This window comes from Streptomyces chisholmiae (assembly GCF_031845445.1).
Lineage (GTDB): Bacteria > Actinomycetota > Actinomycetes > Streptomycetales > Streptomycetaceae > Streptomyces > Streptomyces chisholmiae.
Map to the genome: position 1 here is coordinate 1 of NZ_JAVREO010000029.1, position 25770 is coordinate 25770.

At 70.9% G+C, this 25770-nt stretch carries 43 protein-coding genes; 35 read left to right on the forward strand and 8 right to left on the reverse strand.

Annotation, left to right across the window (positions count from 1 at the left end):
- Positions 1-12: 12 nt before the first annotated feature.
- The 3 genes from RM844_RS30135 to RM844_RS30145 all read right to left on the reverse strand — a co-directional run bounded on the left by RM844_RS30135 (position 13) and on the right by RM844_RS30145 (position 814).
- A complete protein-coding gene (locus RM844_RS30135; protein WP_311670607.1) occupies positions 13-138 on the reverse strand; it encodes an acyl-CoA dehydrogenase family protein in 126 nt (41 codons plus the stop codon).
- 101 nt (positions 139-239) lie between these two features.
- Positions 240-431, reverse strand: coding sequence for a hypothetical protein (locus RM844_RS30140; RefSeq protein ID WP_311670693.1), 192 nt, complete (start codon positions 429-431; stop codon positions 240-242).
- Positions 432-478: 47 nt separating this feature from the next.
- Positions 479-814 (reverse strand): hypothetical protein, encoded by a 336-nt coding sequence (locus RM844_RS30145; protein WP_311670608.1) that lies wholly within the window; start codon positions 812-814, stop codon positions 479-481.
- Positions 815-1173: 359 nt separating this feature from the next.
- Here RM844_RS30145 and RM844_RS30150 point away from each other — a divergent pair, with 359 nt between their 5' ends.
- Both RM844_RS30150 and RM844_RS30155 read left to right on the forward strand, forming a co-directional pair.
- A complete protein-coding gene (locus tag RM844_RS30150) occupies positions 1174-1572 on the forward strand; it encodes a hypothetical protein (RefSeq protein ID WP_311670609.1) in 399 nt (132 codons plus the stop codon).
- Between the two features lie 214 nt (positions 1573-1786).
- Positions 1787-2026, forward strand: coding sequence for a hypothetical protein (locus RM844_RS30155; protein ID WP_311670610.1), 240 nt, complete (start codon positions 1787-1789; stop codon positions 2024-2026).
- A 58-nt stretch (positions 2027-2084) separates the two neighbouring features.
- Here the strand turns inward: RM844_RS30155 and RM844_RS30160 are convergent, their stop codons facing one another.
- The 4 genes from RM844_RS30160 to RM844_RS30175 form a co-directional block, all read right to left on the reverse strand.
- A complete protein-coding gene (locus RM844_RS30160; protein WP_394814633.1) occupies positions 2085-2417 on the reverse strand; it encodes a DUF6907 domain-containing protein in 333 nt (110 codons plus the stop codon).
- A 735-nt stretch (positions 2418-3152) separates the two neighbouring features.
- On the reverse strand, positions 3153-3665 hold the full coding sequence (locus RM844_RS30165; protein WP_311670612.1) for a GntR family transcriptional regulator: 513 nt from the start codon (positions 3663-3665) through the stop codon (positions 3153-3155).
- Positions 3666-3819: 154 nt separating this feature from the next.
- Complete coding sequence (locus RM844_RS30170; RefSeq protein WP_311670613.1) at positions 3820-4590, reverse strand: GntR family transcriptional regulator; 771 nt, start codon at positions 4588-4590, stop codon at positions 3820-3822.
- Entirely contained in the window at positions 4587-5111 is a 525-nt protein-coding gene (locus RM844_RS30175) for a UTRA domain-containing protein (RefSeq protein WP_311670614.1), read from the reverse strand. Before RM844_RS30175 ends, RM844_RS30170 begins: the two co-directional genes overlap by 4 nt.
- A gap of 169 nt (positions 5112-5280) precedes the next feature.
- On the opposite strand from RM844_RS30175, the gene RM844_RS30180 reads away from it, so the two are divergent.
- The 22 genes from RM844_RS30180 (at position 5281) to RM844_RS30285 (ending at position 15866) form a co-directional block, all read left to right on the forward strand.
- The gene (locus tag RM844_RS30180) at positions 5281-5490 is read left to right on the forward strand and encodes a helix-turn-helix domain-containing protein (RefSeq protein ID WP_311670615.1); all 210 of its coding nucleotides are present in this window, start codon (positions 5281-5283) and stop codon (positions 5488-5490) included.
- Positions 5491-5500: 10 nt separating this feature from the next.
- Positions 5501-5821 (forward strand): hypothetical protein, encoded by a 321-nt coding sequence (locus RM844_RS30185; RefSeq protein ID WP_311670616.1) that lies wholly within the window; start codon positions 5501-5503, stop codon positions 5819-5821.
- An 85-nt stretch (positions 5822-5906) separates the two neighbouring features.
- Positions 5907-6182: a hypothetical protein gene (locus RM844_RS30190; protein ID WP_311670617.1), complete on the forward strand. Its 276-nt coding sequence runs from the start codon at positions 5907-5909 to the stop codon at positions 6180-6182.
- The gene (locus RM844_RS30195; RefSeq protein ID WP_311670618.1) at positions 6179-6640 is read left to right on the forward strand and encodes a hypothetical protein; all 462 of its coding nucleotides are present in this window, start codon (positions 6179-6181) and stop codon (positions 6638-6640) included. Before RM844_RS30190 ends, RM844_RS30195 begins: the two co-directional genes overlap by 4 nt.
- Entirely contained in the window at positions 6637-6777 is a 141-nt protein-coding gene (locus RM844_RS30200; protein ID WP_311670619.1) for a hypothetical protein, read from the forward strand. Before RM844_RS30195 ends, RM844_RS30200 begins: the two co-directional genes overlap by 4 nt.
- Positions 6774-6905 carry a hypothetical protein gene (locus RM844_RS30205; RefSeq protein WP_311670620.1) on the forward strand — a complete coding sequence of 44 codons (132 nt, stop codon included), beginning with the start codon at positions 6774-6776 and terminating at the stop codon, positions 6903-6905. The genes RM844_RS30200 and RM844_RS30205 overlap by 4 nt, the downstream gene beginning before the upstream one ends.
- Before the next feature lie 21 nt (positions 6906-6926).
- Positions 6927-7061 carry a hypothetical protein gene (locus RM844_RS30210; RefSeq protein WP_311670621.1) on the forward strand — a complete coding sequence of 45 codons (135 nt, stop codon included), beginning with the start codon at positions 6927-6929 and terminating at the stop codon, positions 7059-7061.
- A gap of 96 nt (positions 7062-7157) precedes the next feature.
- Positions 7158-7742 (forward strand): DUF6919 domain-containing protein, encoded by a 585-nt coding sequence (locus RM844_RS30215; RefSeq protein WP_311670622.1) that lies wholly within the window; start codon positions 7158-7160, stop codon positions 7740-7742.
- Positions 7742-7942 carry a hypothetical protein gene (locus RM844_RS30220; protein ID WP_311670623.1) on the forward strand — a complete coding sequence of 67 codons (201 nt, stop codon included), beginning with the start codon at positions 7742-7744 and terminating at the stop codon, positions 7940-7942. Before RM844_RS30215 ends, RM844_RS30220 begins: the two co-directional genes overlap by 1 nt.
- 29 nt (positions 7943-7971) lie before the next feature.
- A complete protein-coding gene (locus RM844_RS30225; protein ID WP_311670624.1) occupies positions 7972-8196 on the forward strand; it encodes a hypothetical protein in 225 nt (74 codons plus the stop codon).
- On the forward strand, positions 8193-9413 hold the full coding sequence (locus RM844_RS30230; RefSeq protein ID WP_311670625.1) for an AAA family ATPase: 1221 nt from the start codon (positions 8193-8195) through the stop codon (positions 9411-9413). Before RM844_RS30225 ends, RM844_RS30230 begins: the two co-directional genes overlap by 4 nt.
- Positions 9410-11656, forward strand: a complete 2247-nt coding sequence (locus RM844_RS30235; protein ID WP_311670626.1) for a hypothetical protein — start codon at positions 9410-9412, stop codon at positions 11654-11656. The genes RM844_RS30230 and RM844_RS30235 overlap by 4 nt, the downstream gene beginning before the upstream one ends.
- 218 nt (positions 11657-11874) lie before the next feature.
- Entirely contained in the window at positions 11875-12195 is a 321-nt protein-coding gene (locus RM844_RS30240; RefSeq protein WP_311670627.1) for a DUF7739 domain-containing protein, read from the forward strand.
- Between the two features lie 15 nt (positions 12196-12210).
- Positions 12211-12576, forward strand: coding sequence for a hypothetical protein (locus tag RM844_RS30245; protein WP_311670628.1), 366 nt, complete (start codon positions 12211-12213; stop codon positions 12574-12576).
- Positions 12577-12607: 31 nt separating this feature from the next.
- Positions 12608-13051, forward strand: a complete 444-nt coding sequence (locus RM844_RS30250; protein ID WP_311670629.1) for a hypothetical protein — start codon at positions 12608-12610, stop codon at positions 13049-13051.
- Positions 13052-13139: 88 nt separating this feature from the next.
- Positions 13140-13658 carry a DUF6197 family protein gene (locus RM844_RS30255; protein ID WP_311670630.1) on the forward strand — a complete coding sequence of 173 codons (519 nt, stop codon included), beginning with the start codon at positions 13140-13142 and terminating at the stop codon, positions 13656-13658.
- Position 13659: 1 nt separating this feature from the next.
- Positions 13660-14049, forward strand: a complete 390-nt coding sequence (locus tag RM844_RS30260; RefSeq protein ID WP_311670631.1) for a hypothetical protein — start codon at positions 13660-13662, stop codon at positions 14047-14049.
- The gene (locus tag RM844_RS30265; protein ID WP_311670632.1) at positions 14049-14258 is read left to right on the forward strand and encodes a hypothetical protein; all 210 of its coding nucleotides are present in this window, start codon (positions 14049-14051) and stop codon (positions 14256-14258) included. Before RM844_RS30260 ends, RM844_RS30265 begins: the two co-directional genes overlap by 1 nt.
- Positions 14258-14680, forward strand: coding sequence for a DUF3307 domain-containing protein (locus tag RM844_RS30270; protein ID WP_311670633.1), 423 nt, complete (start codon positions 14258-14260; stop codon positions 14678-14680). The genes RM844_RS30265 and RM844_RS30270 overlap by 1 nt, the downstream gene beginning before the upstream one ends.
- A gap of 27 nt (positions 14681-14707) precedes the next feature.
- Positions 14708-14995, forward strand: a complete 288-nt coding sequence (locus RM844_RS30275) for a hypothetical protein (RefSeq protein WP_311670634.1) — start codon at positions 14708-14710, stop codon at positions 14993-14995.
- A gap of 112 nt (positions 14996-15107) precedes the next feature.
- Positions 15108-15344 (forward strand): hypothetical protein, encoded by a 237-nt coding sequence (locus RM844_RS30280; RefSeq protein WP_311670635.1) that lies wholly within the window; start codon positions 15108-15110, stop codon positions 15342-15344.
- 174 nt (positions 15345-15518) lie between these two features.
- Positions 15519-15866, forward strand: a complete 348-nt coding sequence (locus RM844_RS30285; protein ID WP_311670636.1) for a hypothetical protein — start codon at positions 15519-15521, stop codon at positions 15864-15866.
- Between the two features lie 228 nt (positions 15867-16094).
- Here RM844_RS30285 and RM844_RS30290 read toward each other — a convergent pair whose 3' ends face one another.
- Positions 16095-16244 carry a hypothetical protein gene (locus RM844_RS30290; protein WP_311670637.1) on the reverse strand — a complete coding sequence of 50 codons (150 nt, stop codon included), beginning with the start codon at positions 16242-16244 and terminating at the stop codon, positions 16095-16097.
- A gap of 176 nt (positions 16245-16420) precedes the next feature.
- Between RM844_RS30290 and RM844_RS30295 the strand changes: the two genes are divergently transcribed.
- From RM844_RS30295 to RM844_RS30345, 11 genes are all read left to right on the forward strand, one after another.
- A complete protein-coding gene (locus RM844_RS30295; protein ID WP_311670638.1) occupies positions 16421-16867 on the forward strand; it encodes a phage terminase small subunit P27 family in 447 nt (148 codons plus the stop codon).
- Positions 16836-18596, forward strand: a complete 1761-nt coding sequence (locus RM844_RS30300; RefSeq protein ID WP_311670639.1) for a terminase large subunit — start codon at positions 16836-16838, stop codon at positions 18594-18596. The genes RM844_RS30295 and RM844_RS30300 overlap by 32 nt, the downstream gene beginning before the upstream one ends.
- Complete coding sequence (locus RM844_RS30305) at positions 18593-18871, forward strand: hypothetical protein (protein WP_311670640.1); 279 nt, start codon at positions 18593-18595, stop codon at positions 18869-18871. Before RM844_RS30300 ends, RM844_RS30305 begins: the two co-directional genes overlap by 4 nt.
- A 4-nt stretch (positions 18872-18875) precedes the next feature.
- Positions 18876-20873 (forward strand): phage portal protein, encoded by a 1998-nt coding sequence (locus RM844_RS30310; RefSeq protein ID WP_311670641.1) that lies wholly within the window; start codon positions 18876-18878, stop codon positions 20871-20873.
- A gap of 70 nt (positions 20874-20943) precedes the next feature.
- Positions 20944-21816 carry an HK97 family phage prohead protease gene (locus tag RM844_RS30315; RefSeq protein ID WP_311670642.1) on the forward strand — a complete coding sequence of 291 codons (873 nt, stop codon included), beginning with the start codon at positions 20944-20946 and terminating at the stop codon, positions 21814-21816.
- A gap of 6 nt (positions 21817-21822) precedes the next feature.
- A complete protein-coding gene (locus tag RM844_RS30320; protein WP_311670643.1) occupies positions 21823-23163 on the forward strand; it encodes a phage major capsid protein in 1341 nt (446 codons plus the stop codon).
- A 328-nt stretch (positions 23164-23491) separates the two neighbouring features.
- Positions 23492-24073: a hypothetical protein gene (locus RM844_RS30325; protein ID WP_311670644.1), complete on the forward strand. Its 582-nt coding sequence runs from the start codon at positions 23492-23494 to the stop codon at positions 24071-24073.
- 9 nt (positions 24074-24082) lie between these two features.
- Positions 24083-24433 (forward strand): hypothetical protein, encoded by a 351-nt coding sequence (locus RM844_RS30330; protein ID WP_311670645.1) that lies wholly within the window; start codon positions 24083-24085, stop codon positions 24431-24433.
- A 2-nt stretch (positions 24434-24435) separates the two neighbouring features.
- Positions 24436-24714, forward strand: a complete 279-nt coding sequence (locus RM844_RS30335) for a hypothetical protein (protein WP_311670646.1) — start codon at positions 24436-24438, stop codon at positions 24712-24714.
- The gene (locus tag RM844_RS30340) at positions 24714-25103 is read left to right on the forward strand and encodes a hypothetical protein (protein WP_311670647.1); all 390 of its coding nucleotides are present in this window, start codon (positions 24714-24716) and stop codon (positions 25101-25103) included. Before RM844_RS30335 ends, RM844_RS30340 begins: the two co-directional genes overlap by 1 nt.
- Positions 25104-25117: 14 nt before the next feature.
- On the forward strand, positions 25118-25741 hold the full coding sequence (locus RM844_RS30345; RefSeq protein ID WP_311670648.1) for a hypothetical protein: 624 nt from the start codon (positions 25118-25120) through the stop codon (positions 25739-25741).
- The last annotated feature ends 29 nt before the right edge of the window (positions 25742-25770 follow it).

Genomic DNA, 25770 nt, shown 5'->3' on the forward strand with positions numbered 1-25770 from the left:
CCGTGGCGCGGGTCAGGGCAGGTTCCTCGCCATCACGATCCGCTGGATCTGGTTGGTGCCCTCGTAGATCTGGGTGATCTTGGCGTCGCGGTGGGGACTGCTGGCCGGCGGGCCGGGATTCACTGCACCGCAGGTCAAGGCGGTGGCGAAGCGGTGTTCTGCTGCGTTACCCCGTGCTCCTCCGTGTTACGCGGGGGAGCGTGTCTCCCAAAAATCTCCCACCGAACCCCCGTCTGACCTCAGTAGAAGACGATCCGCGCCACGGTCACGGTCAGCACGCCGCGGCTGACGTAGTACCGCACCGCGACCCCGGCCACCGTCGCGTCCCGCCGGTCACGCTCGCCCCCGATCGGTGCCGAGCCGCAGCCGTAGGGGTCGGCCGCCAGGTCGCGCATCGCGCCGTCGAAGCGGGCGCGTAGCTCGGGCGACATGGCCTTCCGCGACGCCGCCGCCGCGGGGGCGTACTCGATCCGGTAGCTCACGCGGCGCCCGCGGCCTCGTCGTCCGCCGGCACGCAGCCGCCGTGGTCGCCGCGCTCCAGCCGCCGGAACACGTCCTCGTCCTCCGCGTCCGCCGCCGTGCCGCGGAGCGCCCAGCGGGCCAGCACGCCCACCAGCTCGGGGGCCGGCGTCGTCTCGGCCTCGCGCGTGAACTCGTCGCGCTCCTCGGCCGGCAGCGTCTCGCGCACGGCCGCGATCGTCCCGGGCAGCTCGACCAGCTCGCCGTTCACGTGGGTCTTCAGCATCGGGTGCATGGGGCCACGGTAGCGGCGATGCACCCAGATCGGGACGACGCGGGCCACAGGCTCGGACACGGCGGGCTCCTCAGGGAGACGACGGGAGCAGCAGTAGACCACGCATGGCGAGAGACTGAACACGCAGGGGCAGTATCGAGACATGCGGTCGGGGTGGTTCACCGTGATCCGGATCGAAGCGGAGACACCTCCTCGGCGCGAGATTGCGCCGCGGGCACCGGCAGAGTGAGCTTCAGTGATCAGAGCAGGCCAGCGCACCCACCCCCGAGCGCGCCGCCTTCGTAGCCCAACAACCGCAGGCGCTGGCCGATACCCAGTGGACCGAGGTTCGACCACCGCTCGAAATCGCCCCGTTGCCGCCCCGGCCCCCGCTACGCCAGCCTCAGGCCCGCACTGGCAGCCCACCAACGGGAGACGCGTTGAACGACATCGACGAACTGGACGACCTACCCGACGAGATCGCCATGCCCGCCCACCTCTTCGAGCGCCTGCTCCACAGGTTCAGCCAAGAGGACGCCATCGACCTGGCCGACAGCTACCAGAAGGGCAGCCTGGCCGTCCCCGAAGCAGACTTCGCCGAACTCTTCGCCTGGGCATGGGAAGAGCGCCCCAGCATCGCCATGCGCCTCCTAGCCGACCTGCTGAGCGGCGCGAACCAACACCTCGCCGACGACGGCGAGATCACCCTCGACCAGCTCCTCGACGGCCTGCGCTACGCCCTCCACCGCACCAAGCACGCCCGCGAAGCCGAGTACGACAGCATCCGCAGCAGAGCCGAAGTCGAAGTCCCCGCCCTGCTGGCGGGCGACGACGGCTGACCCGGCGCCCACCCCTGTCTGGTCTTCGCCCGGCGCATTCGGCCGCCCGGCCGTGCGCCCCATAGGTTCACCGCCCGTCAACCAAGGAGGGGTGGTCATGTCAGACCTGTGCGCCCAGCGGCGGTGCAACATATGGGCGCTCGACAAACTGAGAGCATCGATGGCGGCGGGAACTCCCAGTCGCGCCGACTTGGAGCCACCAGAGGTGCCGGAAGTGAGCTACGTCTTCACCCTCGGCCTCGTCGCCGCTGGAGTGTTGGCCGCAGCCCAGGGCGGCGCTCTGATCGTGCTCGGCATCCTGCTGATTGCTGCCGGAGGTTTCGTCGCCGTCGGACTGAAGAGCCAGGTAGATGAAGCCAGGGCCGCCCGCGCCGAATGGGAGGCGTCCCGCTGGTGTGTGGCCTGCGACCGGCGGCTCCCGCCCGGCTGGCGGCCTCCGACCGAAGCCGCGTAGGCACGAGAGCGCCCCCGACCCAGGCCAGTTGGGTCGGGGGCGCTGGCTCTCGGTCAGGCTACGACTGCGGCAGCACGGCGATCAGCCGCTCGAACCGATCAGCGAACACCCGCAGCGCCGCCAACTGCGCGACCGCCTCGTCGCGGCTCAGCGACATCCCGCTGCCGTCCACCGACAGCTGGACCTCCGGCCGTTCCACGAAGTCGTCGTCGACCGCGATCCGGGCCGACACCGTGCCGTCCAACCAGCCAACCGGCATCGCCAGGGTCACCCGCTCCGACTCGTGCACCGTCGGGAACCGATCGCCATGCTCACCACACCACGAGTAGTGCGGCGTCGGAGCGACTGGGGGCGCACCGTGCGAAGGGGTGCGAAGGTCAGCTACAGTCATCGTTGAGACACCTCTCTCTTGAGGTCACATTGATCAGCGGGCCACACACCCGCTCGGTCATCCGGTGGACGGCAATCCACCGGTCTTACGGCGCCCGAGGCATCCCAACCGCCTCGGGCGTTCGTGCTACCTGAAGACGTTAGTCGATCATCGGCACCGCCTCTGACGTGCGAAGATGTGCGAAGTGGTGCACCTCGTCCCCGGATCCGCCACACCTCTTCTATCGCCCTAACTTCCTGACCTGCGATCAGACAGTCAGGAAGTCCTCGCAGGCGTGTCCCCTCGTACCACCAGCAGCCGGGACGCCAGTGACGGACGCCACATTCTTCCCTCGTAGGTCCCCCCGCTCGGAGAGGGGATGACGGCTTCAACCGGCCACCCCGCGATGTCTGTTGACGGCCAGAACGCTACCCGAAGGATGCGGGCCGATAGGGCGCATCAGTCGCCCCGCTCGGCCAAACAGGCTGAATCTCGATTGGACCAAGATTGGACCAGAAAAGGACCCTGACCTGCACTTTCCCAGAGGAAAGCGGATTCTCCATCCAGGTGAGGCCCAGCCCCAGGTTGCACCCAGTGACCCTGCGTGGGGTTGCGCGACGCCGACTGAACCGAGGCGAGGCGAAGAGGCTGTCCGATGAACTCTGGCCGAAACCCCGCCCCATCACCCGCCCGCCTCGAACCGCAGACGAGCCAGATGCGCAGGGCCCTGGCCGAGTAGCCCCACCAGGGCCTGGGTCAGGGTGACGAGGCACGTTGCGACACGAAGAGGCCGGCCCCGTCCCGGTGGACGAGCACCCCTTCCCGGACCAGGGTGACCGTCGCCAGTTCGGCCGTGCTCAAGCTGACGCCGACCGCCGCCGCCATCACCTCACGGCTGGGCGTCTTCTGGCCGGGTCTCCATCGTGCGGAACGGATCTCCTGCCGGATCAGCTCGGCGAGGGCGTCGGCCTTCCCGCGCTTGATCGCGGCGAGACTGGGCCAGTTGTCGCCCAGCTGGGCGGTCTCGAAGTTGTCGCGACCGTTGTGGGCCGGCCGCTCGGACTTGATGGCGGCGACTTCGGCCACGGAGGCAGCCGAGCGGGAGGCGAACCACTCGACCTCCCGACGGGAGACCTGCCGACTCCAGGGACTGAGCTGCTTGTGCTCCTTCCAGCGCTGGTCGGGGTTCTTGCTGATGCCGACGTAGAGCAGTCGGTCGCACTCGCCGTAGAAGCGGTAGAGCGCGGTGCGCTCGGGGGTTCTTGGCATGGCGTCCTTTCGGGCAGGGAGCCGCGCCACGCTCCGTGTGGAGCGGGTGACACCAAGACAGTAACGGCTTAATCGCATTCGTATCAAGCAGTTGTGTGAATCCGGGCAGAACTCAGCCCTCCACCCATGGGCGGAGGGCCGGTGATGGCGCTGGTCAGTCCGCTGTGATGCTGTAGCTCGCCTTGTAGATGTGCCCCGGCTTCACCAGGAGGGTGACCTCGATCGGGCGCCGGTTGTCGCTGAAGACGACACGGAAGAGATCCAGGACAGGGATCTCCCCGGGAAGTTCGAGGAGCAGGTACTCCTCCGTTGTGGCGAAGCGCGTTCCCCAGATGTCATCCTGGCCGCGCGTGGGGTACCCCATCTGCTCCAGCAGCGCCGGGGACCCGCCGGGAATCCTGCGCCGGTCGGCCAGACGAGTTCCGTGTGCCAACTCCAGCGGGTAGTACGACCACACGACCTCGGCTGGCGAGTTGTCCAGCAGCCCGATGCGCTTCCTCAGCTGTGCGCGCCCGTCCTCTTCCAGGCCGAACACCTCGCGGACTCGCCGCGGCGGGACAACCTCAGCGACCTCCAGGATGCGGTTGCTGCCCTTCTGGGAGCGCTTCTCAGCTTCGCTGATCCACGAGTACGGCTCCCCGGGGCCCGACGGCGCCATCAAGGACGCCGGGGCGATCTCCAGCGGCGCCTTGTCTCGGACGAACACTCCCTGGCCGGGGTGGCCAACCAGGAATCCCTCCGTCTTGAGCTTCTTCAGGGCCCGCTGGACGGTCACGTTCGACGTGCTGAACTGCCGGCACAACTGCTCCGTCGTGGGGAGCCGTCGGCCGGGCTCCCACTCACCCGACATGACGAGGCGGCGGATCTCGTGAGCGATGGTGTCTGCGATCGGGCGCGGGTCGGCCCGCTCCTCGGGGGTGGTCACTGAACCTCCAGTTCGTAGCGGAGGCGGCGCGGGGCCTTCATGACCATGAGCGATGCCTCAACGGGTGTGTGGTCGGAGTAGGTGGTGCGGGTGAGCGTGAGGACGGGCGAGCCGGCGGTCAGCCCGAGCAGCTCCCTCTCCTGGTCCGTGGCGGCGCGCATCTCGATGTCCTCGGTAACGCGGGTGGCTCGGTAGCCGAGTTCGGCGAGGGCGGTCGGCGCCCCGCCTCGAATCTTCTTCGGGCTGGCCAGCGCGGTGCCGGCGGCGATGCGGGCAGGGTAGTGCGAGCTGGCGAGTTCGATCGGCTCGTCGTCGAGGAGGATCAGTCGGCGGCGGACCACCATGCTTTCGCTGCTGGTCAGGCACAGCAGCGCCGCGACCTTCGAGGGGCCGACGACCTCGTCAACGCCGAGTAGCCGTTGCGTGCTCCGCCCCGGGGCCGCGCTGGTCCACGGGTCGCTCTCTCCGGGCGCACGGGGGTGCAGGTACGTCGTTGATGACGTGGTCCACTTCTCGGCCATTGTGTCTCCCGTTCATCTACGGCGGTCTGCGTCCTGACCTCAACCTTAAGACCTTGATGCGCCAAGAAACCGGCCACGCTGAGCACTGGCACGGCTCGACGTGCTTGATACCTAGATACTTATGCGCTTACAGTTCTCCACGAACGCGAAGCCTGCGATTGGAGTCCTGATGCTGCGTGTGAAGGAGGTCGCCGACCGCCTGAGAGTCCACCCCGCCACCGTCTACCGGTGGATCAACGACGGCCACCTCCCGGCCGTGCGTTACGGCCGGCCCGTGGTGGCCGGAGCCGCCCGGCGCGGCGGAGGAGCGATCCGCGTGCCCGAGGAGGCGCTGGCCGAGTTCGCTGCCCCTGACGCCGCCCCGGTGTTGGCGGCTTGAGAGGAGTCGCATGTTCGGGAGGTTGAGGCGCTCGGCGCGGGATCCGTACTCGGATCCGGTTGGTCGGGAGTCACGCGAGAAGGGCTGGTGTGTCGACTGCCGTACCAGCGTCGACGACGAGTTCTTCATGGTGCACGACTCGGTGTGGGCCAAGGCCCGCATGAAGGACCTCGGCGGGTTCCTGTGCATCGGCTGCCTGGAGAAGCGACTCAGCCGCCGACTGCGGCCGGCCGACTTCACGGACTGCCCGATGAACAAGCCCGACTTCACCTACCTGGACGGCCGGCCCGTCCCGAAGTCCCGGCGGCTGCGGAGCCGGCTGGGCTTCTGAAGCAAGGCGGCCCTCGCGGAGCGGCTACTCCGCGAGGGCCTGGTGATCGACCCACGTTTCTCGCAGAGAGTTGAAGGAGATCGAGATGAAGCGTAGTGGAAGCGCGCTGTTCGACGGTGACGCGGCGGCCAGCAGTGAGCTGGTTCGGCACCGCCGGGCCCGGACTTCGGTGGGGGACGCGAACGACGCGTTCCGTGTCCGGCTGTTGACGGACTGGCTGGCCGTGCAGGGTGACCTGGATGGGGAGGTCGCGATCCTGGCTGCGGCGCAGCGGTACGACAACACCTACCCCGGCGAGCCGTCGCTGGTCGACGAGCTGGCCGCCGCCGTCGAGGGTGACGAGTGGGTGCGGGCCGCATGAGCGCGCGGCAGGCGTGGGCCGAGGCGTGGCCGGAGGGCGTGGTCACCCGGTATGCGGCGGTGGCGGCGCCGGATGGTTGGCGGCAGCGTGCGGCTGAGGAGGCGGACGCGGCCCGGCTGTGGACTGGCCTCGACGGCGGCGTGCTGTCGGGCCGGGAGTTGGCCGACCTGGTGACCAGGACCCGCGAGCACCTGACCCGTGAGGGCTGGGAGCCGGTGCCGTTCGAGGGCATCGTGGGCGCGCTGATGGACGTGTCGGGCGGCGACTTGGCGTTGTGGTCGGGGGCCGAGCGGCTGCTGGAGCTGGTGTTGGCGGCTCGTGCCGCGGGGGCTGTGCGGGGTGTGGATCTGGACGCGTGGGAGCGCCGGACGGGTCGCACCTGGGCGCAGGTCGAGGAGCTGCTCACTCTGGGCGCGCAGTTCGCTCGGGAGCACGGCCCGCAGGGTGGTGTGCGGTGACGCCGGAGGAGTCCGCCGAGGCGGCGGCGGAGGCCGCGCGGCTCGCGGAGGAGCAGCGGCGTCGGATCGAGGCCGGGTTGCGGGAGCACGCCGCCGAGATGGCAGCCACCACCTCGCCGCTGAAGAAGACCACGTGACCGCGCAGTTGCCGTCGGAGCATCTGGCGGAGTCGGAGCAGCACCGGACGGATGGGCTGGCTGCGGCCGGCGACCGGGCCCGTGAGGCCCACACCCACCTGCGGCAGACCGCCGCAACCCACATCTGAGGAGGCTCCACGGCGGAGACCGTGGTGCAGGCCGGCGAGGTCAAGGGGGGCGTCAAGGGGGGCCCGAGCATCGGTGGCAACAACTACGGCGTCGCGATCACCGAGCACCACGGCCCGATCCACACGGGGACCGGCTCCATCACCACCGACAGCTGACCGCCTGGCGGTAGCCCGTCCGCCCCGGACCAGTGCCGGGGTGGGTGGAGATCCGCCAGAGCTGGATCACGGACCACGACTACCTGAGGACTGATCATGCGCATGACATTGGATGGGCGGTGGGCGCGGGCCCGCACCGTCGCGGACCTGGCCGGGCTGACGGCCGACTGGCTGGAGGGTCGCCTGCCTGGCGGCCACCCCGGTGGCTACGACCGACCCGACGAGGAGACCGCCGACCTGGTCCCGGACCTGGTGCGGCTCAACCGGGCCGGGTACGCCACCGACTGCTCGCAGCCCGGCGAGTCCGGTCCCGGCTACGACGGTGCCCACTGGGAGCAGCGGTCCGCCGTGGACGGCTGGGTCGAGCCTGGCGAGCAGTTGGACCGGATCGTGTCCGCCGCGTCGGCGGCCGGACTGCTGGTTATCCAGCAGTCCCACTCCACCGGTCGCCTGCGGCGCGGCCCGTCCCCGCTCCGAGGGGTGCCGGTCACGCGCCGTGCGGGGCGCGACCGCACTTGGTTCGCCCGCCGGCTCACCGATGGCGACCTGCGGAGGTCGCTGCGGGGTCTGCACCGCGAGGCATACCGGGCTCTGGACCGGGCCGTGTACCTGACCGTGGTCGACCCCGCGTGGGGCCGGGCCGACCGGCTGTGGCACGTGCTCGACAAGGCAGTGCGGTGATGCTGCTCACCTACTTCTGGACCGCCGACCTGGAGTGCCCCGGCCATGCTCTCGGCCCCGCGCGGGGAGTGCTGGACGCGCCCGCCGGCCTCGGCAGGTCCGACCTGACCGTCACCATCGCCCAGTACCTCGCGGCCGAGAACGGCATCAGCGACCCCGACGAGATCTACATCCACAACCTCCGCTTCAGCGCCGCCTGACGGCCCCCACTCACGGAAGGAACTCCCTCATGTCCACTACCGATCTGGCCCGGCTGGCTGGTGCGGTGGCGACCCGGCTGGACGCCGTGCACGCGGTGATGCTGCCGCTGGTGGTGCTGCTGGCGACGGCCATGGCCGTGGTCGCCGTCCCCGTCGTCGCGAGCGGCGGCGCCCTGATCGTGCTCCGGCGCGGCGTGCGCGGCGCCTCCAACTGGCAGCCCCGCCGGGGCCGTCGGGCGGGAGGTGCGTCGTGAGCTGGGCCGAAGAGCGCCGCGCCGACCGCGCGGCCGAAGCCGAACAGAAGCGCCTCGACGCCGCCGCTCGTGCCCAGCGCGAGCAGGACGCCATCGACCGCGCCGAAGAACGAGAGCGCCAGAAGCAGGAAGCCAAGGACGAGCAGAAGCGCAAAAAGGAAGCCGCCCGCCGCACCCGCAAGGGACAGAAGCGGGCCGCCCGCCGCGCCCGCTGGGGCCGGATCGCGCGCTGGCTGAACGCCAACCCGGTCACTCTGTTCGTCGGCTACGTCATGGTCGCCTCCGTGGTGCCGGCCATCTTCTCCCAGGTGTCCGCCCTCTCCCATGCCGGCGTCTGGGTGCTCCTCGCGGTGCTGCTGGCGTCCATGCTCGAAGGCGGTGCCTGGGCGCTCACCTTCATGGGCAAGCAGGCCGAGGACGCTGGACGCCCGACCGCCCGCTACCGGATCGCCGCCTGGGGCGCCGCCGCAGTCGCGGCCGGCATCCAGGTGTGGCACTGGATCGCCATCGCCCCGCTGTGGGTCGCCGTGACATTCGGCCTCTCGTCGCTGTTCGCCCTGTACCTGTGGGACCTCAAGACCCACGGCTCGCACGGGCTGACGAAGGAGCAGCGGCAGGAGCGGAAGGAGCGCGCCCGGCAGGAGGGCGAGCGTCGCCGCCGCTTCCCCGAGGTGTGGAGCCGGTACGAGGACATCCTCGCCGCCCGCCCGCATGGCGCCGTCGACCCCGAGAAGGTGTGGGCCGAGGCGTGGTTCGACGCCCACGGCGCCGAGCTGTCCCAGACCGAGGAGACGATCTCCCGACGCCTCGATGCGGTGACGGCAGTCGAGCAGGTGCTCGCGGAGGCCGAGCGGACGCCCGAGTCGGTGGCGGTCGACCGATTCCTCTCCGAGCTGTTCTCCCCCCAAGGGAAGGGCGATCCGGGCGAGGGAGGTACCCCCCTCCGCGCCCCCTCTGGGGGGCCACCGAAAGGGAGCCCTGAGGGGGCTACACCCCTTGGGGGGAAAGGGAAGCGGGCCTCTCGGGCCGCTTCAGAATCGGGCTCCGCTAAGGCGCCCACGAAGGCGGACCTGGAGAAGGTGCGGCGCCTCGCCGATGCCCTCGGCGACGCACGCAAGCTCTCCCTCCGCAACGTGCGAGAGGTGATCGGTGGCGGCCGGAACGAGTACGCGGTCCGCGTCCGTGACGCGGTGAAGAAGGAGAGGGGAGTCAAGTGACCACCCAGACGATCGAGACTGTCGAGCCCACGAACGTCGTGCGCCTCAACGACCGCCGTCCGGCGATGCCGGCGGACACGAGCGTCGGCACCATCCGGCTGCCGGACGCGCCGCCGGTCGAGCAGGCGCCGGACGCCGACGGCCGGCCGTCGGGGTGGGCCCGGACCCTGGAAGTCGGCGGTCGGGCGTGGGGTCACACCACGTCGGCCGCGCGCCTCACCGCCCTTGGCGTCGGTACCACCGTCAGCCGCGTCTGGGAGTACGAGACCGCGGGTGAGGTGACGGACCAGATCCGCAGCCTGCGCGCCGAGCGCCGCACTGCCGACCCGGAGCGCCGCCGGGAGCTGGACGAGGAGATCGTGAAGCTGCGGGAGCGGCGGCACCAGGTGGCCTACGCCCGGCACCGGGAGCACGCCACCCTGGCCGGGGCCGGCCTCGGCGGGGCGGCGGTGCTCGCCCTGATCGTCGCCACCGTCATGGTCGGGCTGGTCGTCCCGGCTGTGTCCGCAGGTATCACCGGCGGCGCTGCCTACCTCGCCGGCCGCCGGGAGCAGAAGCGCCGCGACAGCACGGTGCAGCTCGGCGGCGCGGCCGGCGGGGATGGCTCCGGCGGCGGGCCGCGCAGGCCCCAACTGCCCACCGGCGGGGACGGGGGCGACGGTTCTGACGACGAGCGGCCGGCTTCGGTCGACGGCGTCTACACCCCCGCGGCTCTCGGAGAGGGCGCGCCGTTCCCGATCGCGCGCGCTACCACCGTGGACCAGGCAGCCGAGTGCATCCTGCGGGCTCTGCTCAAGGAGAGCATTCCCGTCGGCGACGTGTCCGAGGTCGAGCGCAAGCCCTGGGGCTGGCAGTGCATCGTGCGCGTCACCGAGGGCACCCCCGCCGCCATCATCAAGGCGACGGACAACCTGGAGACGCTGTTCGACACGTCCCACGGAAGCGTGCGCCCTCAGCCGATGATCAAGCGCCGGGCCTGCGCGAAGCTGCGCATCATCGAGTCCGACCCGTTCGCCAGCGCGCCCGCACCGGAGTACCTGGCGCCCAAGTCCATCTCGATCAGGGATCGTCGTCGGATCGGCTCCAGCATCGACGGCGAGGAGCTGCTGGCCACGCTCGCCGGGGTGATGGCCGAGGTCATCGCGGCCTCGGGCGGCGGGAAAACGGGCATCCTTCAGGCCCTGGCCGAGATCACCACCGCCTGCCGGGATGCCATCACGATCGACCTGGACCCGGCCGGGGATGGGCTTGAAGACCTGGGCCCGGCCGCCCGCCTCCAGGGTCGCACCCACGAGCAGATCGAGCACGTCCTGCTCTGGCTGCTGATGCTGTCCAAGGCCCGCGCCCGGTTGCGGAAAACGCTCGGTATGGGCCGTAAGTGGCTCGCCTCGCCAGAGCATCCGTCGATTGTCGTGTTCATCGACGAGTACCCGAAGCTGTCCAAGCTGGGCAAGAAGTTGGCCTGGGATCTGCTGCTCGTCGGCCGCAAGGAGGCTGTCCCGGTCGTGTTCGCATCCCAGGGAGGTACCTCCGTCTACCTGGGCGAGAACATCGCGCAGATGCTCGCGATGAAGGTCGTTGGCCCCTGCAAGCGTGTCGATACCGATGCGGTGTTTGGCACCGGCGCCGCCGCCGAGGGTTGGCTGCCGCACCGCCTGTCCCCGGCCACCGACACGGACCCACGGGACGCTGGCCACGTCTACGCCCAGGGCGTCCCGGGGACGGCCGACGCACCGGTGGAGTACAAGATCCACGAGCACCCCCGAGGGCAGCTCGCGCGGCTCGCGGAGGAGCGGCGGGATGCTGGCCTGCTGGACCCCGACGCCGACTCGCTGCGCGCCATGGCTGGCGTGGACCTGCCGGACTACGTGCTCCCCGAGTACGACGCCGAGGGCAACGAGAAGAAGGCGGCCCCGGTCGAACTGCTCACCTGGGAACGGCTGCTGCGTCTGTGCGAGGCCGACCCGCCGGCGGCCGAAGTCACGCCGGACACGCCGCCGCGGGCGGCCGTCCGGGACGCGATCGCCGCCATGGAGGAGCAGGGGGTGGACCGGATGCGGACCGAGCGTCTCGTGGAGGTGCTCGCCGCCCGCGCCCCGGAGGTCTACCAGGGGCTGACCGTCGAGATCCTGCGGGACCTCCTCAAGGAGGGGGGCGGCGGGGTGCCGGTCACGCTCGGGCCGCTCGACGGGCTGGCCAACCCCCGCGGGTACAAGCTCGCCGCTCTTCGGGGCGCGCTGTGATTCGCCCCGATATGCCCGCTGCTCAGGCACTGCTCGGCGGTGCTCCGTCGCAGGTCGGCGACTGCTCAGGCCCTGCTCAGCGGGTGCTCAACCCGGGCGCCTGAGCAGCGGCTGAGCAGCACCCTGAGCGGCTGTGACCTGCGGAAACGCCCGCCTGAGCAGCGCTGAGCAGCAGAACGAACCCGCACAAACCAACCACCATCCGAGAGGAGCCCGACATGGGCTGGATGATCGACCACCTTCCCGGCGGCAGCCGATCCGGCACCCAGATCGCCAACCTGATGGACCGCGCGGCCGAACACCTCACCGAGCGCGACCTCGCCGCCCTCGCGCCGATCGCGGCGCGCGACGGCCACAACCCGTTCGCCCTCACCCCTGCCCAAGCCGGCGACGCCGCCGCCGTGCTGCTCACGCTCGCCGACCGACTGTCCAGCCGCCGCTGGAACCGCGAGGCGCGCGGCTGGGGCGAGTTCGCCCGCAGCCTCGCCGCCGCCGCCCACACCGCCCACCGCACCGGCCAGCCCTGGCACTGGAACTGACCAAGGAGGATCGCCATGTTCCGCAAGACCGAGTCGCCTCCAAGCCTGCGTAAGCAGGCCGCTCGGTGGGCCCGCACCGCCCGGGCCGGCCGCACCTACTACGTCGTCACCGAGATTGCGGGGCCGCTCTACAGCGGGCTGGCCGTCAACGAGATCGAGTTCAAGCGGAGGGCCCTGGTTGGCCTGATGCACGGGAGCTGGAGCCCCGAGCAGCTCTACCTCATGCACGGCGGGCGGGTCTACGAGGACCGCCAGCACCCCGACCTCGCCGGCCTGAAAACCACGTCCGAGATGGCCTCGGCAGGCAGCGCCAGCTGGAACCGCATGGCCGCCACGCCCGGCTGGAGTGAAGCCGGACTCGCGCCGGCCGACCACGCCTGAACACCCAAGCCCCTGACAAGGAGTCATCAGCGTGAAGAAGATCAACTTGAAGAACTTGACGCGCGCCATCCCGCGCCGCCAGAAGAAGCTCACCACGAAGGACCGGGCCCGCCGCTTCGCCGCCACCGCCCGCCCCGGCGTCCCCTACTACCAGGCCCACACCTACTCGGGCGCGGGCAGCGAGGTGACGCTCCTCTCCGAGGTGGTGTTCGAGCCGCCCAGCAGGTCCAGCCGGCTCCTCAGCATGGTGCCCAACGCGCCCCGCTGGTACGGGCCGAAGACCGCCGAGGACTGCTGGATGGAGGAGGGCCCGCTCTACGCCGACCGCGGCCACTCCGACATCCGTGGCCTGATGACCGTGACCGAGCAGCAGGAAGAGCTGGAGAAGCTCGAAGCCCAGACGCTGGGCGGGCCCGGCTGGCGAGAGGCCCTGCACACCACCACCGTCGGCACGACGTTCCGCAACACCTGGTAGTCGAGCCTGGGGCGCCCCCTTCGCCTGGCAGCACTCGGGGCGCCCCCGCACCACCGCACCCACCAACGAGCACGGAGGCGACCCCATCATGCCCGCACAACTCCTCGATATCCGAATCAGCCAGCGCGACCTCGACCAGCTGCACGCTGAGATCGAGCAGTACCTCAGCGCCCATGCCCCGGTCGCGCCGCCGTCCGGTAGCCGCGTGGACGACCTCATCAGGCAGGCCGGCATCGTCACCGGCCCGGCGCCCCGGCCGGCCGGGCGTATCGCCCGCGCCATCCGCCGCCACCGGGCCACCGCCCGGCAGGTCAGCGTCGCTGAGCACCTGGAGGTCACGCTCCGGATCATGCAGATCTACGGCTGGGCGCAGAACACCACCTGGGACGCCCGCCGCCGCTGCTGCATCGTCGGCGCCCAGACCCTCGCCGTCCACCTCGGCTACGGCGACCGCCAGACCGCCGGCCACGCCGGGGACCTCCTCAACCGGCACCTCAACGGCGCCGCGACCTACGTGCAGTGGCAGAACAACCGCTGGCGCACCTTCGACCAGGTCCAGGACCTGCTGCGCGCCGCCGCCAACACCGCCCAGAGGGAGGGCATCTGAGATGAGCTGGTACGAGATCGGCACGCTCGACACCCGCAACGACGTCGGCGACACCCAGGCCGGCCAGGCCTTCAGCCGCCGTTTCGCCCGGCCGACCGTCGGCGGGTACGCCGTGGCGGACATCCACTACTACGCCGCCACGGACGACCCGCACACGCGCGGCGCCCGGCCCGGCGAGTACTGGGTGGGTCTCGACATCGAGTACACGACCTGCACCGACCCGGCCCGCCCGGGAGACACCGAGACCTCGTCGGCCGGCGGCGCCGACGACTCCGACCGCCGCCGGCACGTCTACCGCACCCTGCGCGACGCCGAGCGGCGCGCCGAGAAGCTCGCCAAGGGCCTCCGGCCGCGCGACATCGACGACCTCGTCCGGCAGGCGGTCCGCTGATGGCGCGCGTCAGCAAGATCCTGGAGGCCGTCGACGGGTCCTTCGTGTTCGCCGAGGCCGTCAGCGGTGGCCAGTTCCGCGTCGTCTGCTCCGCCTGCCCCAAGCTGGCCGACACGCGGTACCGCTCCCGGGCGGGGGCCATCCTCGCCGCCAGCTACCACGCCGACCACGACCCGGCCGAGCAGACCGTGCCCAAGGCGGGGTCGTGATGGCCGACGTGTTCGTGCTCTTGTACATGGCCCACCTGCTGGCGGACTACCCGCTGCAGACCGACCGCCTGGCGGGGCGCAAAGCCGGCTGGACGGAAGGGCCCGAGGACCCGCACCCCGGCCGGCACCACCACGGATGGGGCGCCAACCTGATCCACGCGGGGACGCACGTCCTGGTGTGCGGGATCGCCCTGCTCGTCGGTGTCGTCGCCCTCGGCGCCGACATCAGCCCGGCCGGCGCCGCGCTCGCCCTCGCCTGGATCGGGGGGACGCACAGCCTGATCGACCGCCGGTTGCCAATCACCTGGTGGCTGGAGCACACCGGCCAGCGCGAGTTCCTGCGGCACGGCGGTGCGGCCCACGTCGACCAGGCGGCGCACCTGCTGGTGCTCCTCGCCGCCGCCACCGCACTCACCGCATAACCACCTCACAACCAACAGGAGAGACCCATGATCACCGCCGAATCCCTCATCAAGGCCCACGCCGCCCACGTCGCGTTCGTCGCCGAGGAGCCGCCCGCCACCGACCTCCACGCCCTGGCCTACCACGTCACCATCGCTGCTGAGCGCATGGTCGATGCGGGCATCACCCTCGCCGAGGAGATGGACCAGGCCGCCACCTACCTCTACGACGCGCGGGACGCCGAGCCGGAGAAGCGGCAGGTGCTGTTGGACATGGCTGCCGACTACCTCAAGCTCACGCGCGACGCGGTCGACGAATACCGCGACATGCTCTGATGCCACGACTTGACCGGTGATCGCCGGCATGTCACACTGCCCGCAGACGCCACCCGTGTGTCTGTGAGCCACCGAACCCCCGCCACCGCGCGGGGGTTTCGTTATACAGGGGGTGACCGTGTCCCAGGAGCCGCCCTACCCCACCGAGTTGGTGTACGGCCACGAGGCCGCCGCCGAGACCGGGGTGCCCGAGCAGGTCATCCGATCCTGGGCCAGCCGCGGGCGCGTCCGGCGATACCCCGGCGACGGCCGGCCGTCTGGCCAGGGGCACGGATACCGCACCATGTACGCCCTGCCCGACGTGCGGGCCGCCGCGGCCACCTACCGGCCCCGCGTCCGCGCCGCATAGACAGCCCTGCACGGACCGGCCGACCTAGGCGGCACCATGGCGGCCGTGCAGGGCCGAAGACCACCCGAGGCGGGTGGAGTGGGGACGCGCCGCCCGGCGGGCACCGGGCGGCGCACCATCACAGGACGATCACTCGCCGGACGGCGGCCGGGCCGCCGCGAGAAGCTGCCCAGCATGAGAACCCGCGCAGCTGCCCTGCTGGCAGCCACGATCGCCACCCTCGCCCTCGCCGCCTGCTCCAGCAGCGACGACTCCGAGGCCGACGACCAGCCCGCCGCCGAGTACTCCGTCCTGAACGAGGAGTTGCCCGATGGCGGGATCGGCGAGGTGGAACTCCTCATGCCGGACGCCACCATCGAGACCGCCGAAGCCGCGATCCGCGACTACGCTTCCAGCATCGACGGCCCGACCGCCGTCACCGTGCAGGTCGTGCGAAGCGAGGACGCGGCCGTCATCGTCTGCCGAGCCGACTGGCCCGAGGTCGAGGGCAGCATGAACTGCCCGGACCCGGGCGGGAACTGACCCAGCTCGGGGGTGAGCGTGCCGTCTCGCCCACCCCGCGTGTGCCCCGGGTGCCGCGCGACAGTACCCCCCGGGCCCTGCCCCGACTGCACCCCCCGGGAGGCCCGGGGGGTCGACCGGGCCCGCGGCTCAGCCCACCAACGCGGCTACGGCAGGCGGCACCGAGGACGGTTCCGGGCCGCCGTCCTCGCGCGCGACGAGACGTGCACCTGCGACCAGGAGTGCCGCTCACGCGGCGTGCTGCTGCACGAGCCAGGCGACTGCGACCAGCTCAGCACCGTGGCCGACCATCACCCCCGGGGGAAGCGAGCCCTCCGGGCGGCCGGGCTGGATGATCACGATCCGCAGTACGGACGCGGGCTCTGCAAGGGCTGCCACGACCGTTGGACTGCTCGATCCTCTCCAGGTGGCTGGGCTGACAGAGGGTAGGGGCGTTCGCATCACCCAAAAGGGACATTACGGAGACCGCCCAGGTGGTGAAACGCTCACCCAAGGGCGTTTCTCCCGCGTTTATCTCACTCTGAGTGGGGGTGGTGACAGTGGGTCAACGTGGCGTGCTGAAGCTGCCGCCTCACCTCAAGTCGGTGGACGGCGGGCAGTCAACTGCGGGCCCGACGCTAGCCGACGCGGCGAAGCCGGCCGCGCCCGAGAAGCCCGCCAGCCTGCCGGCCGCTGTCTCGGAGGCGTGGGACGTGATCGTCCCAGCGCTGGACGAGGTTGGGGTGCTGGCCCGCTGCGACGGTCCGGCGCTGGAGTTGGCGCTGCGTCACTACGTAACTGCGGTGGCCGCCTCGGATGACGTCGTTGCCGAGCCGCGCCTGTGGGATGAGAAGAACGGTCGCCCGATGAAGAACCCCTCCAGCCAAGTGTTCCGGGATCACAGCACCGCGTTCCTGGAGTACGCCAAGCAGTTGGGGCTGACGTTCGTGTCTCGCGCGCGGGCGCCGAAGCCGGACGAGGGGGCGGGCGGTGCCGACAACCCGTTCGCCGCGCTCGGGTAGCCGGCGGGCGCCGAAGCGAAAGGCCCGCCAGCACGGCATCAGCCCCGAGGTGCTGTGGTTCCTGGAGCAGCGCGGCTACGAGGTGCCGACCTGTGTGCCCGCGATCCGGACTCCGGAGCCGCGAGATGTGCCGGGTGCTGTGTTCGATCCGGCGAGGGTGGACAAGGTCATCGCCGCCCTCCGGTGCCTGCGGCACACGCAGGGCAAATGGGCGGGCAAGCCGCTGGATCCGGACCCGTGGCAGGTGGCGTACATCATCGCCCCGACCTTCGGGTGGGTGAAGCCGTCCGAGGACGACCCCGGCCGGTGCGTGCGGATCGTGCGTGACCTGTACGTCGAGGTCAGCAGGAAGAACGGCAAGACCACCTTGGCGTCCGGCCTGGCGCTGGTGCTGGCGTTCGCCGATGGCGAGCCGGGCGCCCAAGTCGTGGCGGTAGCCGGGTCGGAGAAGCAGGCGAGGTTCTGCTTCGACCCGGCGAAGAAGCTGGCCGGTGCCTCGCCGGAGCTGAAGGCCGCCGGCGTGAAGCCGCTGCGCAGCCGGATCATCCAGCCGGCGACCGACAGCTACTTCGAGGTCGCCGCCTCGGTCGGCGACCTGCTGCACGGCGCGAACCTTCACGGCGGGATCGTCGACGAGCTACACGTCCACAAGTCGCCCGACGTCATCGATGCGGTGGAGTCCGGTACCGGTGCCCGGGACCAGCCGCTGATCATCACGATCACGACGGCCGACGACGGCAGCCCGGAGTCGGTGTACGCGCACCGCCGGGAGTTCGTGGAGAAGCTGGCCCGCGGCACACTGAAGAACGCGAGCCAGTACGCGGTGATCTTCGCCGCTGACAAGGAGGACGGCGAGGGCGACGCCCCCTTTCGCGAGGCCACCTGGAAGCGGGCGAACCCCGGCTACGGGATCAGCCCCACCCGGGAGTTCATGCGGGCCGCCGCGGCGAAGGCGCGGCAGAACCCCGTTGAGCGGGCCCGCTTCCTGCGCCTGCATCTGGGGCTGCGGACGAAGCAGCAGACGAAGTACATTGAGCTGCCGGTGTGGGACCGCAACGCTGGCATGGTCGACCGGGCGCAGCTGGGCGGCCGCCCGGCCTACGGCGGGTTGGACCTCGCGGCGACGTCCGACCTCAGCGCGCTGTGCTGGCTGGTCCCGGACGACGCCGGCGGGTACGACGCCGCCTGGAGGATCTGGACGCCGGAGGCCAACGTCGGCCGGCTGAACGAGCGGACGGCGAACGCCGCGACCGAGTGGGTGCGACGGGGCTGGCTGACGGTGACGCCCGGCGAGGTCATGGACTACGACCACATCAGGGCCGCGGTCAACGAGGACCGGGAGCACTTCCAGGTCGGTGAGATCGCCTACGACCCGTGGAACTCCACGCAGCTCGTGACGGATCTGCTGGAGGACGGGGCGCCGATGGTGACGATGCGGCAGGGCTTCGTCAGCATGTCGCCGCCGACGAAGGAGTTGTCGCGCATCCTCAAGCAGGGGACCGCCCGCAGGCCGCTGCTGCGGCACGGCGGGAACCCGGTGATGCGTTGGATGATCGACAACCTGGCGGTCGCGGAGGACGCGGCGGGGAACGTGAAGCCCGACAAGAGGCGGTCCGGCGACAAGATTGACGGACCGGTCGCGCTCATCATGGCGCTCGATCGGGCGCGGAACGCAGCGCCGGCGCAGGGTCCGTCGGTGTACGAGGAGCGGGGACTGGAGGTCGTGTGATCGTCGTCCAGAGCCTGGCGCTCGTCCTGTTGGCCGCCGTGGTGGCGGCGTTCGCCGGCGTGTGGCTGGCGGAGGCGCGGATCGCGGTCCGCCGGCGGGTGGTTGTCAACCTGTCGGACGGCAGTGCGATCGACGGGGTGCTGCTGCGTCGGCACCGCACGCTTTTGGTGCTGGGTGACGCGACGCTGCTGCTGCCGTCGTCCGAGCCGTCGCGGATGGACGGCGAGGTGCTGGTGGAGCGGTCCCGGGTGCTGTTCGTCCAGGCTGTGAGGTGATCTCGTGGCGTGGACGGTGAGCGCGGGCCAGCTCGCGCGCGTGGATCGGGACCCGCCTCCGCTGGCCCCGCAGCAGGTGCGTCTGTCGGACGACGTGACGATGGACTACGTCGACATCTACCGGTCGCAGCCGCACGTCCGCACGGTGGTGGACTTCCTCGGCCGCAACATCGCCCAGCTCGGTCTCCATGTTTTCCGCCGGGTGTCGGACACGGACCGGGAGCGGCTGACGGATCACCCGCTGGCTCGGCTGCTGTCCCGGCCGAACCTGTACACCACGCGGTATCGGCTGATCAACGCGCTGGTGCAGGACATCGCGGTGTACGACATGGCGGTCTGGGCGCGGGTCCGGCCTGCGGACGCGGGCAACGACGTGGGTGGTCTGGTTCGTCTGCCGATGGACCGCACGAAGCCCGTCGGTGGGGACTGGATGGAGCCGGCGGCGTTCGAACTGAAGGGTTCGGCCGGAGTCGTCACGATTCCGCGGGACCGGGTGGTGTACTTCCGCGGCTACAACCCCAGCACCTCGGCCCTTGGCCTGTCGCCGATGGAGACGCTGCGCGGAATCCTCGCCGAGGGGTTCAGCAGCCAGACGTATCGCGAGCAGCTGTGGCGCAACGGGGCCCGCATGTCGGGCTGGATCTCCCGCCCGTCCGAGGCGCCCGCCTGGTCGGACAAGGGCCGCGAGCGGTTCCGGGCCGACTGGCGGGGCCTCTACACGGGCGACGGGCAGATGGCCGGCGGGACGCCGATCCTGGAGGACGGGATGCAGTGGCACGCCGGGGGCATGACGCCGGAGCAGGCCCAGTACCTGGAGACCCGGAAGCTCACCCGGGAAGAAGTCGCGAGCGCCTACCACATCCCGCTGCCGATGGTCGGCATCCTGGACCACGCCACCTACAGCAACATCCGCGAGCAGCACCGCCAGCTCTACCAGGACACGCTGGGCCCCTGGCTGACGTGGCTGGCCGAGGAGATAGAACTTCAGCTGCTGCCGGACCTGCCGGACTCCGACAACGTGTACGTCGAGTTCAACATCGCCAGCAAGATGTCTGGCTCCTTCGAGGAGCAGGCCGCTGCGGCGAGCACCGCGACGGGCGGCCCGTGGATGACGCGGAACGAGCAACGCGCCCGGTTCAACCTGCCGCAGATCGAGGGCGGAGACGAGCTGATCACCCCGCTGAACGTGACGGAGGGCGGGCAGGCGTCCCCACGCGACTCGGCACCGCCCCCTTCTGCGGCGCCGGAGGGCCAGGCGTCCCGGGCTGGACGCTCGAAGCATCGTCGACTCCGGGTCAAGGCGCGGGCGCCCGTCGAGTACGAGCGGCGCTACGAAGAGACGTTGACGAGGTTCTTCGAGCGGCAGCAGCGATCGGTGATGTCGCGAGCCGGCGCCGCCAAGCGGCGTGCGGGGGTACTGGCCAAGGCGTCCGTCAGCGAGGTGTTCGACCGCGACCGGTGGGTCTCTGAACTGTCCGCCGATCTGTACGCGCTGGGGCTCGCCACCTCGGTCGCCGCGGCAACGGCAGCGCTCGATGCCCTGGACGCGGACCCGGAGACATACAACGAGGACGCGACGCTGGAGTGGCTCGCCGCCCACGCCGCGGCCGTGGCGGCGTCGGTGAACGCGGCGACCGAGGAGCAGGTGGCCGCCGCGCTGGAGCAGTCGGACGACGAGCAGCCGGACGCGCTGTCGTCGGTGTTCGCGGTGGCCCTCGGGCAGCGGGTGCTGTCCCTCGCCCAGTCGGAGGCCACGGCCATGAGCGGGTTCGGCACGACGGAGGCCGCGCGCGGCCTGGCCGCCCAGACTGGCGGCGAAGCGACGAAGACGTGGCGGGTCCGCAGCAGCAACCCCCGCCCGGCTCACCGCCGGATGGACGGCGAGACCGTCGGGTTGGACGACACCTTCAGCAACGGCGCCCGCTGGCCGGCCGACTCAAGGCTCGATCCGCTCCAGCGCGCCGGCTGCCAGTGCGACGTCGAAGTGTCCTTCGACATCTGAGACGACCTCCACTTCCTGCCCGGCCACGGGCCTGTCTGTGCTGCCCGGGAGCGGGCGAAGGAGAGTGACCATGCGGCTCAAGAGCTGCCCCGTGCGGATCAAGGCCGCAGGGGAGAACGAGGGCACCGAGGACGGGGTCTTCGAGGCGATCGTCGCCGCCTACAACACCGACAGCGTCGGGGACCGGATCGTGCCCGGCGCGTTCGCCGAGACCCTCGCCGAGTGGAAGGGGCGCGGCGACCCGATCCCCGTCCTGTGGTCCCACATGTCGGCCGACCCGGACTACCACATCGGCGAGGTGCTGGAGGCGGAGGAGCGGCCGGAAGGGCTGTGGGTGAAGGCACGCCTTGACCTCGACGAGGGCTCGAAGGCCGCGAAGGTGTACCGGCTGCTGAAGGGGCGCCGGGTTACCCAGTTCTCGTTCGCCTACGACATCACTGAGGGCTCGTGGGTCGACCAGAAAGACGGCGAGCCGTACTACGAGCTGCGACGCCTGAAGCTCTACGAGGTCGGCCCCACCCTGATCGGCGCCAACCAGGCCACCGACCTGCTGGATGTCAAGTCCGGCGACCGGGCCATGCGTCTGACGATCGAAGGCGCCACCCCTGACCGCGCCGAGCAGATCCGCACCACCGCGCAGGGTGCCACCGCTGCCAAGGCCGGCCGCGCCCTCAGCGCGAAGAACGAGACGACCTTGAAGTCCGCGCGCGACGCGCTGCGGAAAGCCGCCGACGACATCGAAGAGGTGCTGTCAGCGGTCGCCGACAACGGCGAATCCGACGACACGAGCGACGACGAGAAGGCCAACGCCAACCCGCCCGCCGCCTCCGAGGAGCCCCACGGGGCCAAGGAGGGCCGCGGCGCCCGGTCGGAACCCGCCTCGCCCCGTCTGCGCGCCGACCTCGCGCTACTCGCGGCCGAGGTCTCCATGCTCACGGAATGAGGAGACATGACGACCACCACCAGCAAGACCGACGAACTCATCGCGCAGGTCAAGGCCGCGCTCGGCGCCGCACGCGACATCGCGGACCGCGCCGAGCGGGACGGCGACCGGGACTTCACCGACGCCGAGCGGGCCGAGATCCAGGCCAAGATGAACGACGCCTCCGAGCTGAAGAAGAAGCTCGACCAGGCCAAGGCCGACGAGAAGATGCGGTCCGCGATCGCCGACCTCGGCGGCGGTGTCGGCCTCATCGAGAAGGAGGAGAAGGCCGCGCGGCGCACTCCGTCCGGCCTGATCGTCCCCGACGGAAAGTCTCTCGGCAAGCACTTCACTGACTCCAAGGAGTACCGGGAGCTGCTGGCCAGCGCCCCGAACGGAGTGTTCGGCAAGGACCACCGCGTGCAGTCCCGGCCCGTCGGGTTCGAGCGACTCGTCGGCCGCGCCGGCGGCCAGAAGGATCTGGTCACCGGCGGCTCCGACACAAGCGCGGGCGCCTTCGTCCAGCCCGACTACCGCGGCCTCCAGGTCGGCCTGGACCTTTTCCAGCGGCCCCTGATGCTGCGGGACCTCGTCACCAACGGCACGACTTCGTCGGACACCGTCGAGTACGTGCGGATGACCGGCGTGACGAACAATGCCGCCCCGGTGCCGGAGGCCACCGCGACGACCGGCACGTCCGGCACGAAGCCGGAGAGCGGCCTGACAGCGGCGCGCGTGACGACCCCGGTCCGAACCATCGCGCACTGGATTCCGGTGACGAAGCGGGCCCTGTCCGACGCCGCCCAGATCCGTACCCTGATCGACGCCTTCCTCCAGTACGGGCTGGAGGAGGAACTCGAAGACCAGATGATCTCTGGCGACGGCACCGGCGAAAACTTCGAGGGCCTCGCCAACGTGAGCGGCGTGCAGCAGCAGGCGTTCGATACCGACCTGCTCACCACCACCCGCAAGGCCAAGACCCTGGTCTACACCGTTGGTCGCAGCGTTCCGACCGGGTACGTCCTGCACCCGCTGGACGTGGAAGCCCTGGACCTACTGCAGGACAACGAGGGCCGCTACTACTTCGGCGGCCCCTCCCAGTCCGGCATGGGCTTCGGGGGGACCGCCCCCCTGTGGAGCCTGCCGGTCATCCAGTCCGAGGGGGTGGAGCCGGGCACCGGCTACATCGGCGACTGGCGCAAGGCGGTCCTCTGGGACCGCGAGCAGGCTTCCATCACGGTCAGCGACTCGCACGCGGACTTCTTCATCCGCAACATGGTCGCGATCCTCGCCGAGATGCGGGCCGCCTTCGGCGTGCTCCAGCCCAGCGCGTTCGTCGAGATCGACCTCGGCACCACCGGGAGCTGACGTGCCCCGCCGCAGCGGGGCGAGGTGAGCGGGAAGGGGGCCGTGTGCCCCGCGTGTGGTGCCTCCGGGTACGCGTGCGGGGCGCCCGGCCCTGACATGGGATTCGTCTTGAGGGAGGCCGCGATGGGCCCGCTACAGCTCTATGAGGTGCAGGTAGATGGCTACACGACGCGGATGCGGCTCAACGCCGGCGACGCCAAGAGGCTCGGTGGAGTGCCACTGAATCCGCCCGAAACACGATCCCCGGCGGCACCGAAGCGCAAGCGACGCACCCCTGCGAACAAGTCGCGGCGGCCGGCCGCCAAGTCGACCGCCGCCGGGGGCTGAGGTGACGTCCCTGGAGGAGCTGCGGGAGCGTCTGCGGCGCCGGCCGGGGATGGCCGACCTGACGGATGAGCAGGCGGATGACCTGCTGGCTGAGGCGGCCGACGTGGTGCGGGACTACTGCGGCTGGCGGGTGTGGCCGCGGTTGACCGAGACGGTGACGGTGGACACGGTCGGCGGGCCGGTCGCCGGCCTGCCGTCGCTGATGCTGCACCAGGTGCTGGCGGTGGAGACTCGGCCGCAGCACGACCTCGCCCCGGATGCCTGGGCGGCTGTGGCCGGCGGGTGGGACTGGTCGGCCGGCGGCTGGCTGTGGCGGTGCGGCTGTTGGCCGGACGGCCCGCGCCGGCTGCGCGTCGAGATGGACTCCGGGCACGAGGAGCCGCCGGGCGCGATCGGCTCGGTGCTGATCGCGGTGGCAGCGCGGACGGCGACCGCCCCGGTCGGGGTCTCGTCGGAGCAGGCGGGCGGCGAGTCCGTCTCCTACTCCACATCCGGCGGCTCGGAGGATTCGGGCGCGGGCGGGATGCTGACCGGCGCGGAGCGGCGGGTGCTGGACCGCTACCGGCTGGCCAACAGGCCGTAGGGGGTGGCGATGCCGTTCCCCTGGTTCACCGACAGCATCACCCGTGTCCGCGCCCCGCTGGTGGACAACGCCTACGGCGACCCGGAGCGCGACTGGGCGGCGGCAGAGCGCACGCCGCTGACCGGCTGGCGAGTGCAGCCCGTGCAGGGCTCCCGCCAGACCACCGCCGAGACCATCCCGCGTGACGGACTGGAGCGCAACCGCCGCGCGTTCGGCCCGATCGGCACCGACATCGAGCAGACCGACCGCATCGAGTGGGCCGGCGCCACCTGGGTGATCGACGGCGACGTCGACCGCTGGCACGGGCCCACGGGCCGGCTCGCCCACACCGAGATCATGCTGACCCGGATGGAGGGCTGACCATGGCCACCGTCCGCATCCAGATCGACTACGCCGGCGTGGGCCGGCTCGCCAAGGGTGACGAGCTGCGTGCCGACCTTCAGCGTCGGGCCGAGCGCGTGCGCGCCGCAGCCCAGGCCGCGGCCCCGGAGATGACGACCGGACAGATCGAGGTCGACGCCACCACGCGCGTTGGCCGCGACCGGGTCCGCGGCATCGTCACCGCCCGCCACCCCGGCGTCTTGCACGCGGAGGCGCGGCACCGGTTCCTCGGCGGTGCGATCGACGCGGCAGGCAACTGATGGCCGCGCCGGCGACGGCGTTCGACGACGCCACCCTGCTGGCCACTGCCTACCTGCGGCCCCTGCTGGACCCGGTGCACGTCGGCACGCGGGTGCCGCGACCGCGCCTGCCGGAGATGGTGCTGCTGCGGCGCGTCGGCGGCCCGCGGCGGAACGCGCTGATCGAAGACGCGCGGATCGACGTGCAGGTGTGGGCCGCATCCGACGAGCGGGCGATGGAGATCGCCCGCCACGCCCGCTACGAGCTGGCCCGGATCTGCGAACGCGAGCCGCGGGTGCGGCAGTTCGCCGAGGAGTCCGGGCCCCAGATGATTCCCGACGCGCCCTCGGATGTGCCGCGGGTGCTGATGACCGTTGTGCTGTCGGTCCGTGGAGCGGTGCCGACCTAAGAGAGGAGCGCACCGTGGCGAAGGTGACGGACAACGCGAGGGCCTGGTACGGCTACGACTCCGGGCTGTGGGTGACGCTGCCCGGAGAGCCGGTGCCGGAGTGGCCACTACCCCCGATCTACGAAGGCGACGACCGGGTTTTCCAGCCGCCCGGGCCTGAGTTCTTCGAGGTCGGCTGGCTGTCGGAGGACGGCCCGACGCAGGGACGCGAGAGGACCGTCGAGCGGTTCCGCGCCTGGCAGGGGAACTCGGTGATCAGGACGGCAGTCACCGAGGACGACCACACGTTCCAGATCCAGGCCCTGGAGGACAACTGGGTGGTGCAGCAGCTGCGCTACCCGGACTCGATCATGACGACGACGGGCGACCTCACCCAGACCGTCGTCCAGCAACAGTCCGGCGAGGACGTCCGCTCCGGCGTGCTGGATCTGGTCGACGGTGGGATCTGGAAGAGGATCTTCATCCCCCGGCTCGTGGTCGACGAGATGGGTGACACCCCGCACACGGCCGGCGAGCTGACGCTGTACGAGATGACGCTGCTGGCCCTGGTGCACGAGATGGAGATCGACGGCGTGATGCGCGGTGTCTCCCTCGTCGAGGTCACGAACAACCCCGGCATGATCATGGCCGGCTCGTAACAACCCCCGGATCTGGGGCGTCCCCGCCA

Bases quoted from the DNA above. Each gene is read 5' to 3' on its own strand.
- RM844_RS30140 (WP_311670693.1), bottom strand. From the start codon at position 431: ATGTCGCCCGAGCTACGCGCCCGCTTCGACGGCGCGATGCGCGACCTG.
- RM844_RS30160 (WP_394814633.1), bottom strand. From the start codon at position 2,417: ATGACTGTAGCTGACCTTCGCACCCCTTCGCACGGTGCGCCCCCAGTC.
- RM844_RS30165 (WP_311670612.1), bottom strand. From the start codon at position 3,665: ATGCCAAGAACCCCCGAGCGCACCGCGCTCTACCGCTTCTACGGCGAG.
- RM844_RS30175 (WP_311670614.1), bottom strand. From the start codon at position 5,111: ATGGCCGAGAAGTGGACCACGTCATCAACGACGTACCTGCACCCCCGT.
- RM844_RS30180 (WP_311670615.1), top strand. From the start codon at position 5,281: ATGCTGCGTGTGAAGGAGGTCGCCGACCGCCTGAGAGTCCACCCCGCC.
- RM844_RS30185 (WP_311670616.1), top strand. From the start codon at position 5,501: ATGTTCGGGAGGTTGAGGCGCTCGGCGCGGGATCCGTACTCGGATCCG.
- RM844_RS30190 (WP_311670617.1), top strand. From the start codon at position 5,907: ATGAAGCGTAGTGGAAGCGCGCTGTTCGACGGTGACGCGGCGGCCAGC.
- RM844_RS30195 (WP_311670618.1), top strand. From the start codon at position 6,179: ATGAGCGCGCGGCAGGCGTGGGCCGAGGCGTGGCCGGAGGGCGTGGTC.
- RM844_RS30215 (WP_311670622.1), top strand. From the start codon at position 7,158: ATGCGCATGACATTGGATGGGCGGTGGGCGCGGGCCCGCACCGTCGCG.
- RM844_RS30220 (WP_311670623.1), top strand. From the start codon at position 7,742: ATGCTGCTCACCTACTTCTGGACCGCCGACCTGGAGTGCCCCGGCCAT.
- RM844_RS30225 (WP_311670624.1), top strand. From the start codon at position 7,972: ATGTCCACTACCGATCTGGCCCGGCTGGCTGGTGCGGTGGCGACCCGG.
- RM844_RS30240 (WP_311670627.1), top strand. From the start codon at position 11,875: ATGGGCTGGATGATCGACCACCTTCCCGGCGGCAGCCGATCCGGCACC.
- RM844_RS30245 (WP_311670628.1), top strand. From the start codon at position 12,211: ATGTTCCGCAAGACCGAGTCGCCTCCAAGCCTGCGTAAGCAGGCCGCT.
- RM844_RS30255 (WP_311670630.1), top strand. From the start codon at position 13,140: ATGCCCGCACAACTCCTCGATATCCGAATCAGCCAGCGCGACCTCGAC.
- RM844_RS30260 (WP_311670631.1), top strand. From the start codon at position 13,660: ATGAGCTGGTACGAGATCGGCACGCTCGACACCCGCAACGACGTCGGC.
- RM844_RS30265 (WP_311670632.1), top strand. From the start codon at position 14,049: ATGGCGCGCGTCAGCAAGATCCTGGAGGCCGTCGACGGGTCCTTCGTG.
- RM844_RS30270 (WP_311670633.1), top strand. From the start codon at position 14,258: ATGGCCGACGTGTTCGTGCTCTTGTACATGGCCCACCTGCTGGCGGAC.
- RM844_RS30275 (WP_311670634.1), top strand. From the start codon at position 14,708: ATGATCACCGCCGAATCCCTCATCAAGGCCCACGCCGCCCACGTCGCG.
- RM844_RS30285 (WP_311670636.1), top strand. From the start codon at position 15,519: ATGAGAACCCGCGCAGCTGCCCTGCTGGCAGCCACGATCGCCACCCTC.
- RM844_RS30315 (WP_311670642.1), top strand. From the start codon at position 20,944: ATGCGGCTCAAGAGCTGCCCCGTGCGGATCAAGGCCGCAGGGGAGAAC.
- RM844_RS30320 (WP_311670643.1), top strand. From the start codon at position 21,823: ATGACGACCACCACCAGCAAGACCGACGAACTCATCGCGCAGGTCAAG.
- RM844_RS30330 (WP_311670645.1), top strand. From the start codon at position 24,083: ATGCCGTTCCCCTGGTTCACCGACAGCATCACCCGTGTCCGCGCCCCG.
- RM844_RS30335 (WP_311670646.1), top strand. From the start codon at position 24,436: ATGGCCACCGTCCGCATCCAGATCGACTACGCCGGCGTGGGCCGGCTC.
- RM844_RS30340 (WP_311670647.1), top strand. From the start codon at position 24,714: ATGGCCGCGCCGGCGACGGCGTTCGACGACGCCACCCTGCTGGCCACT.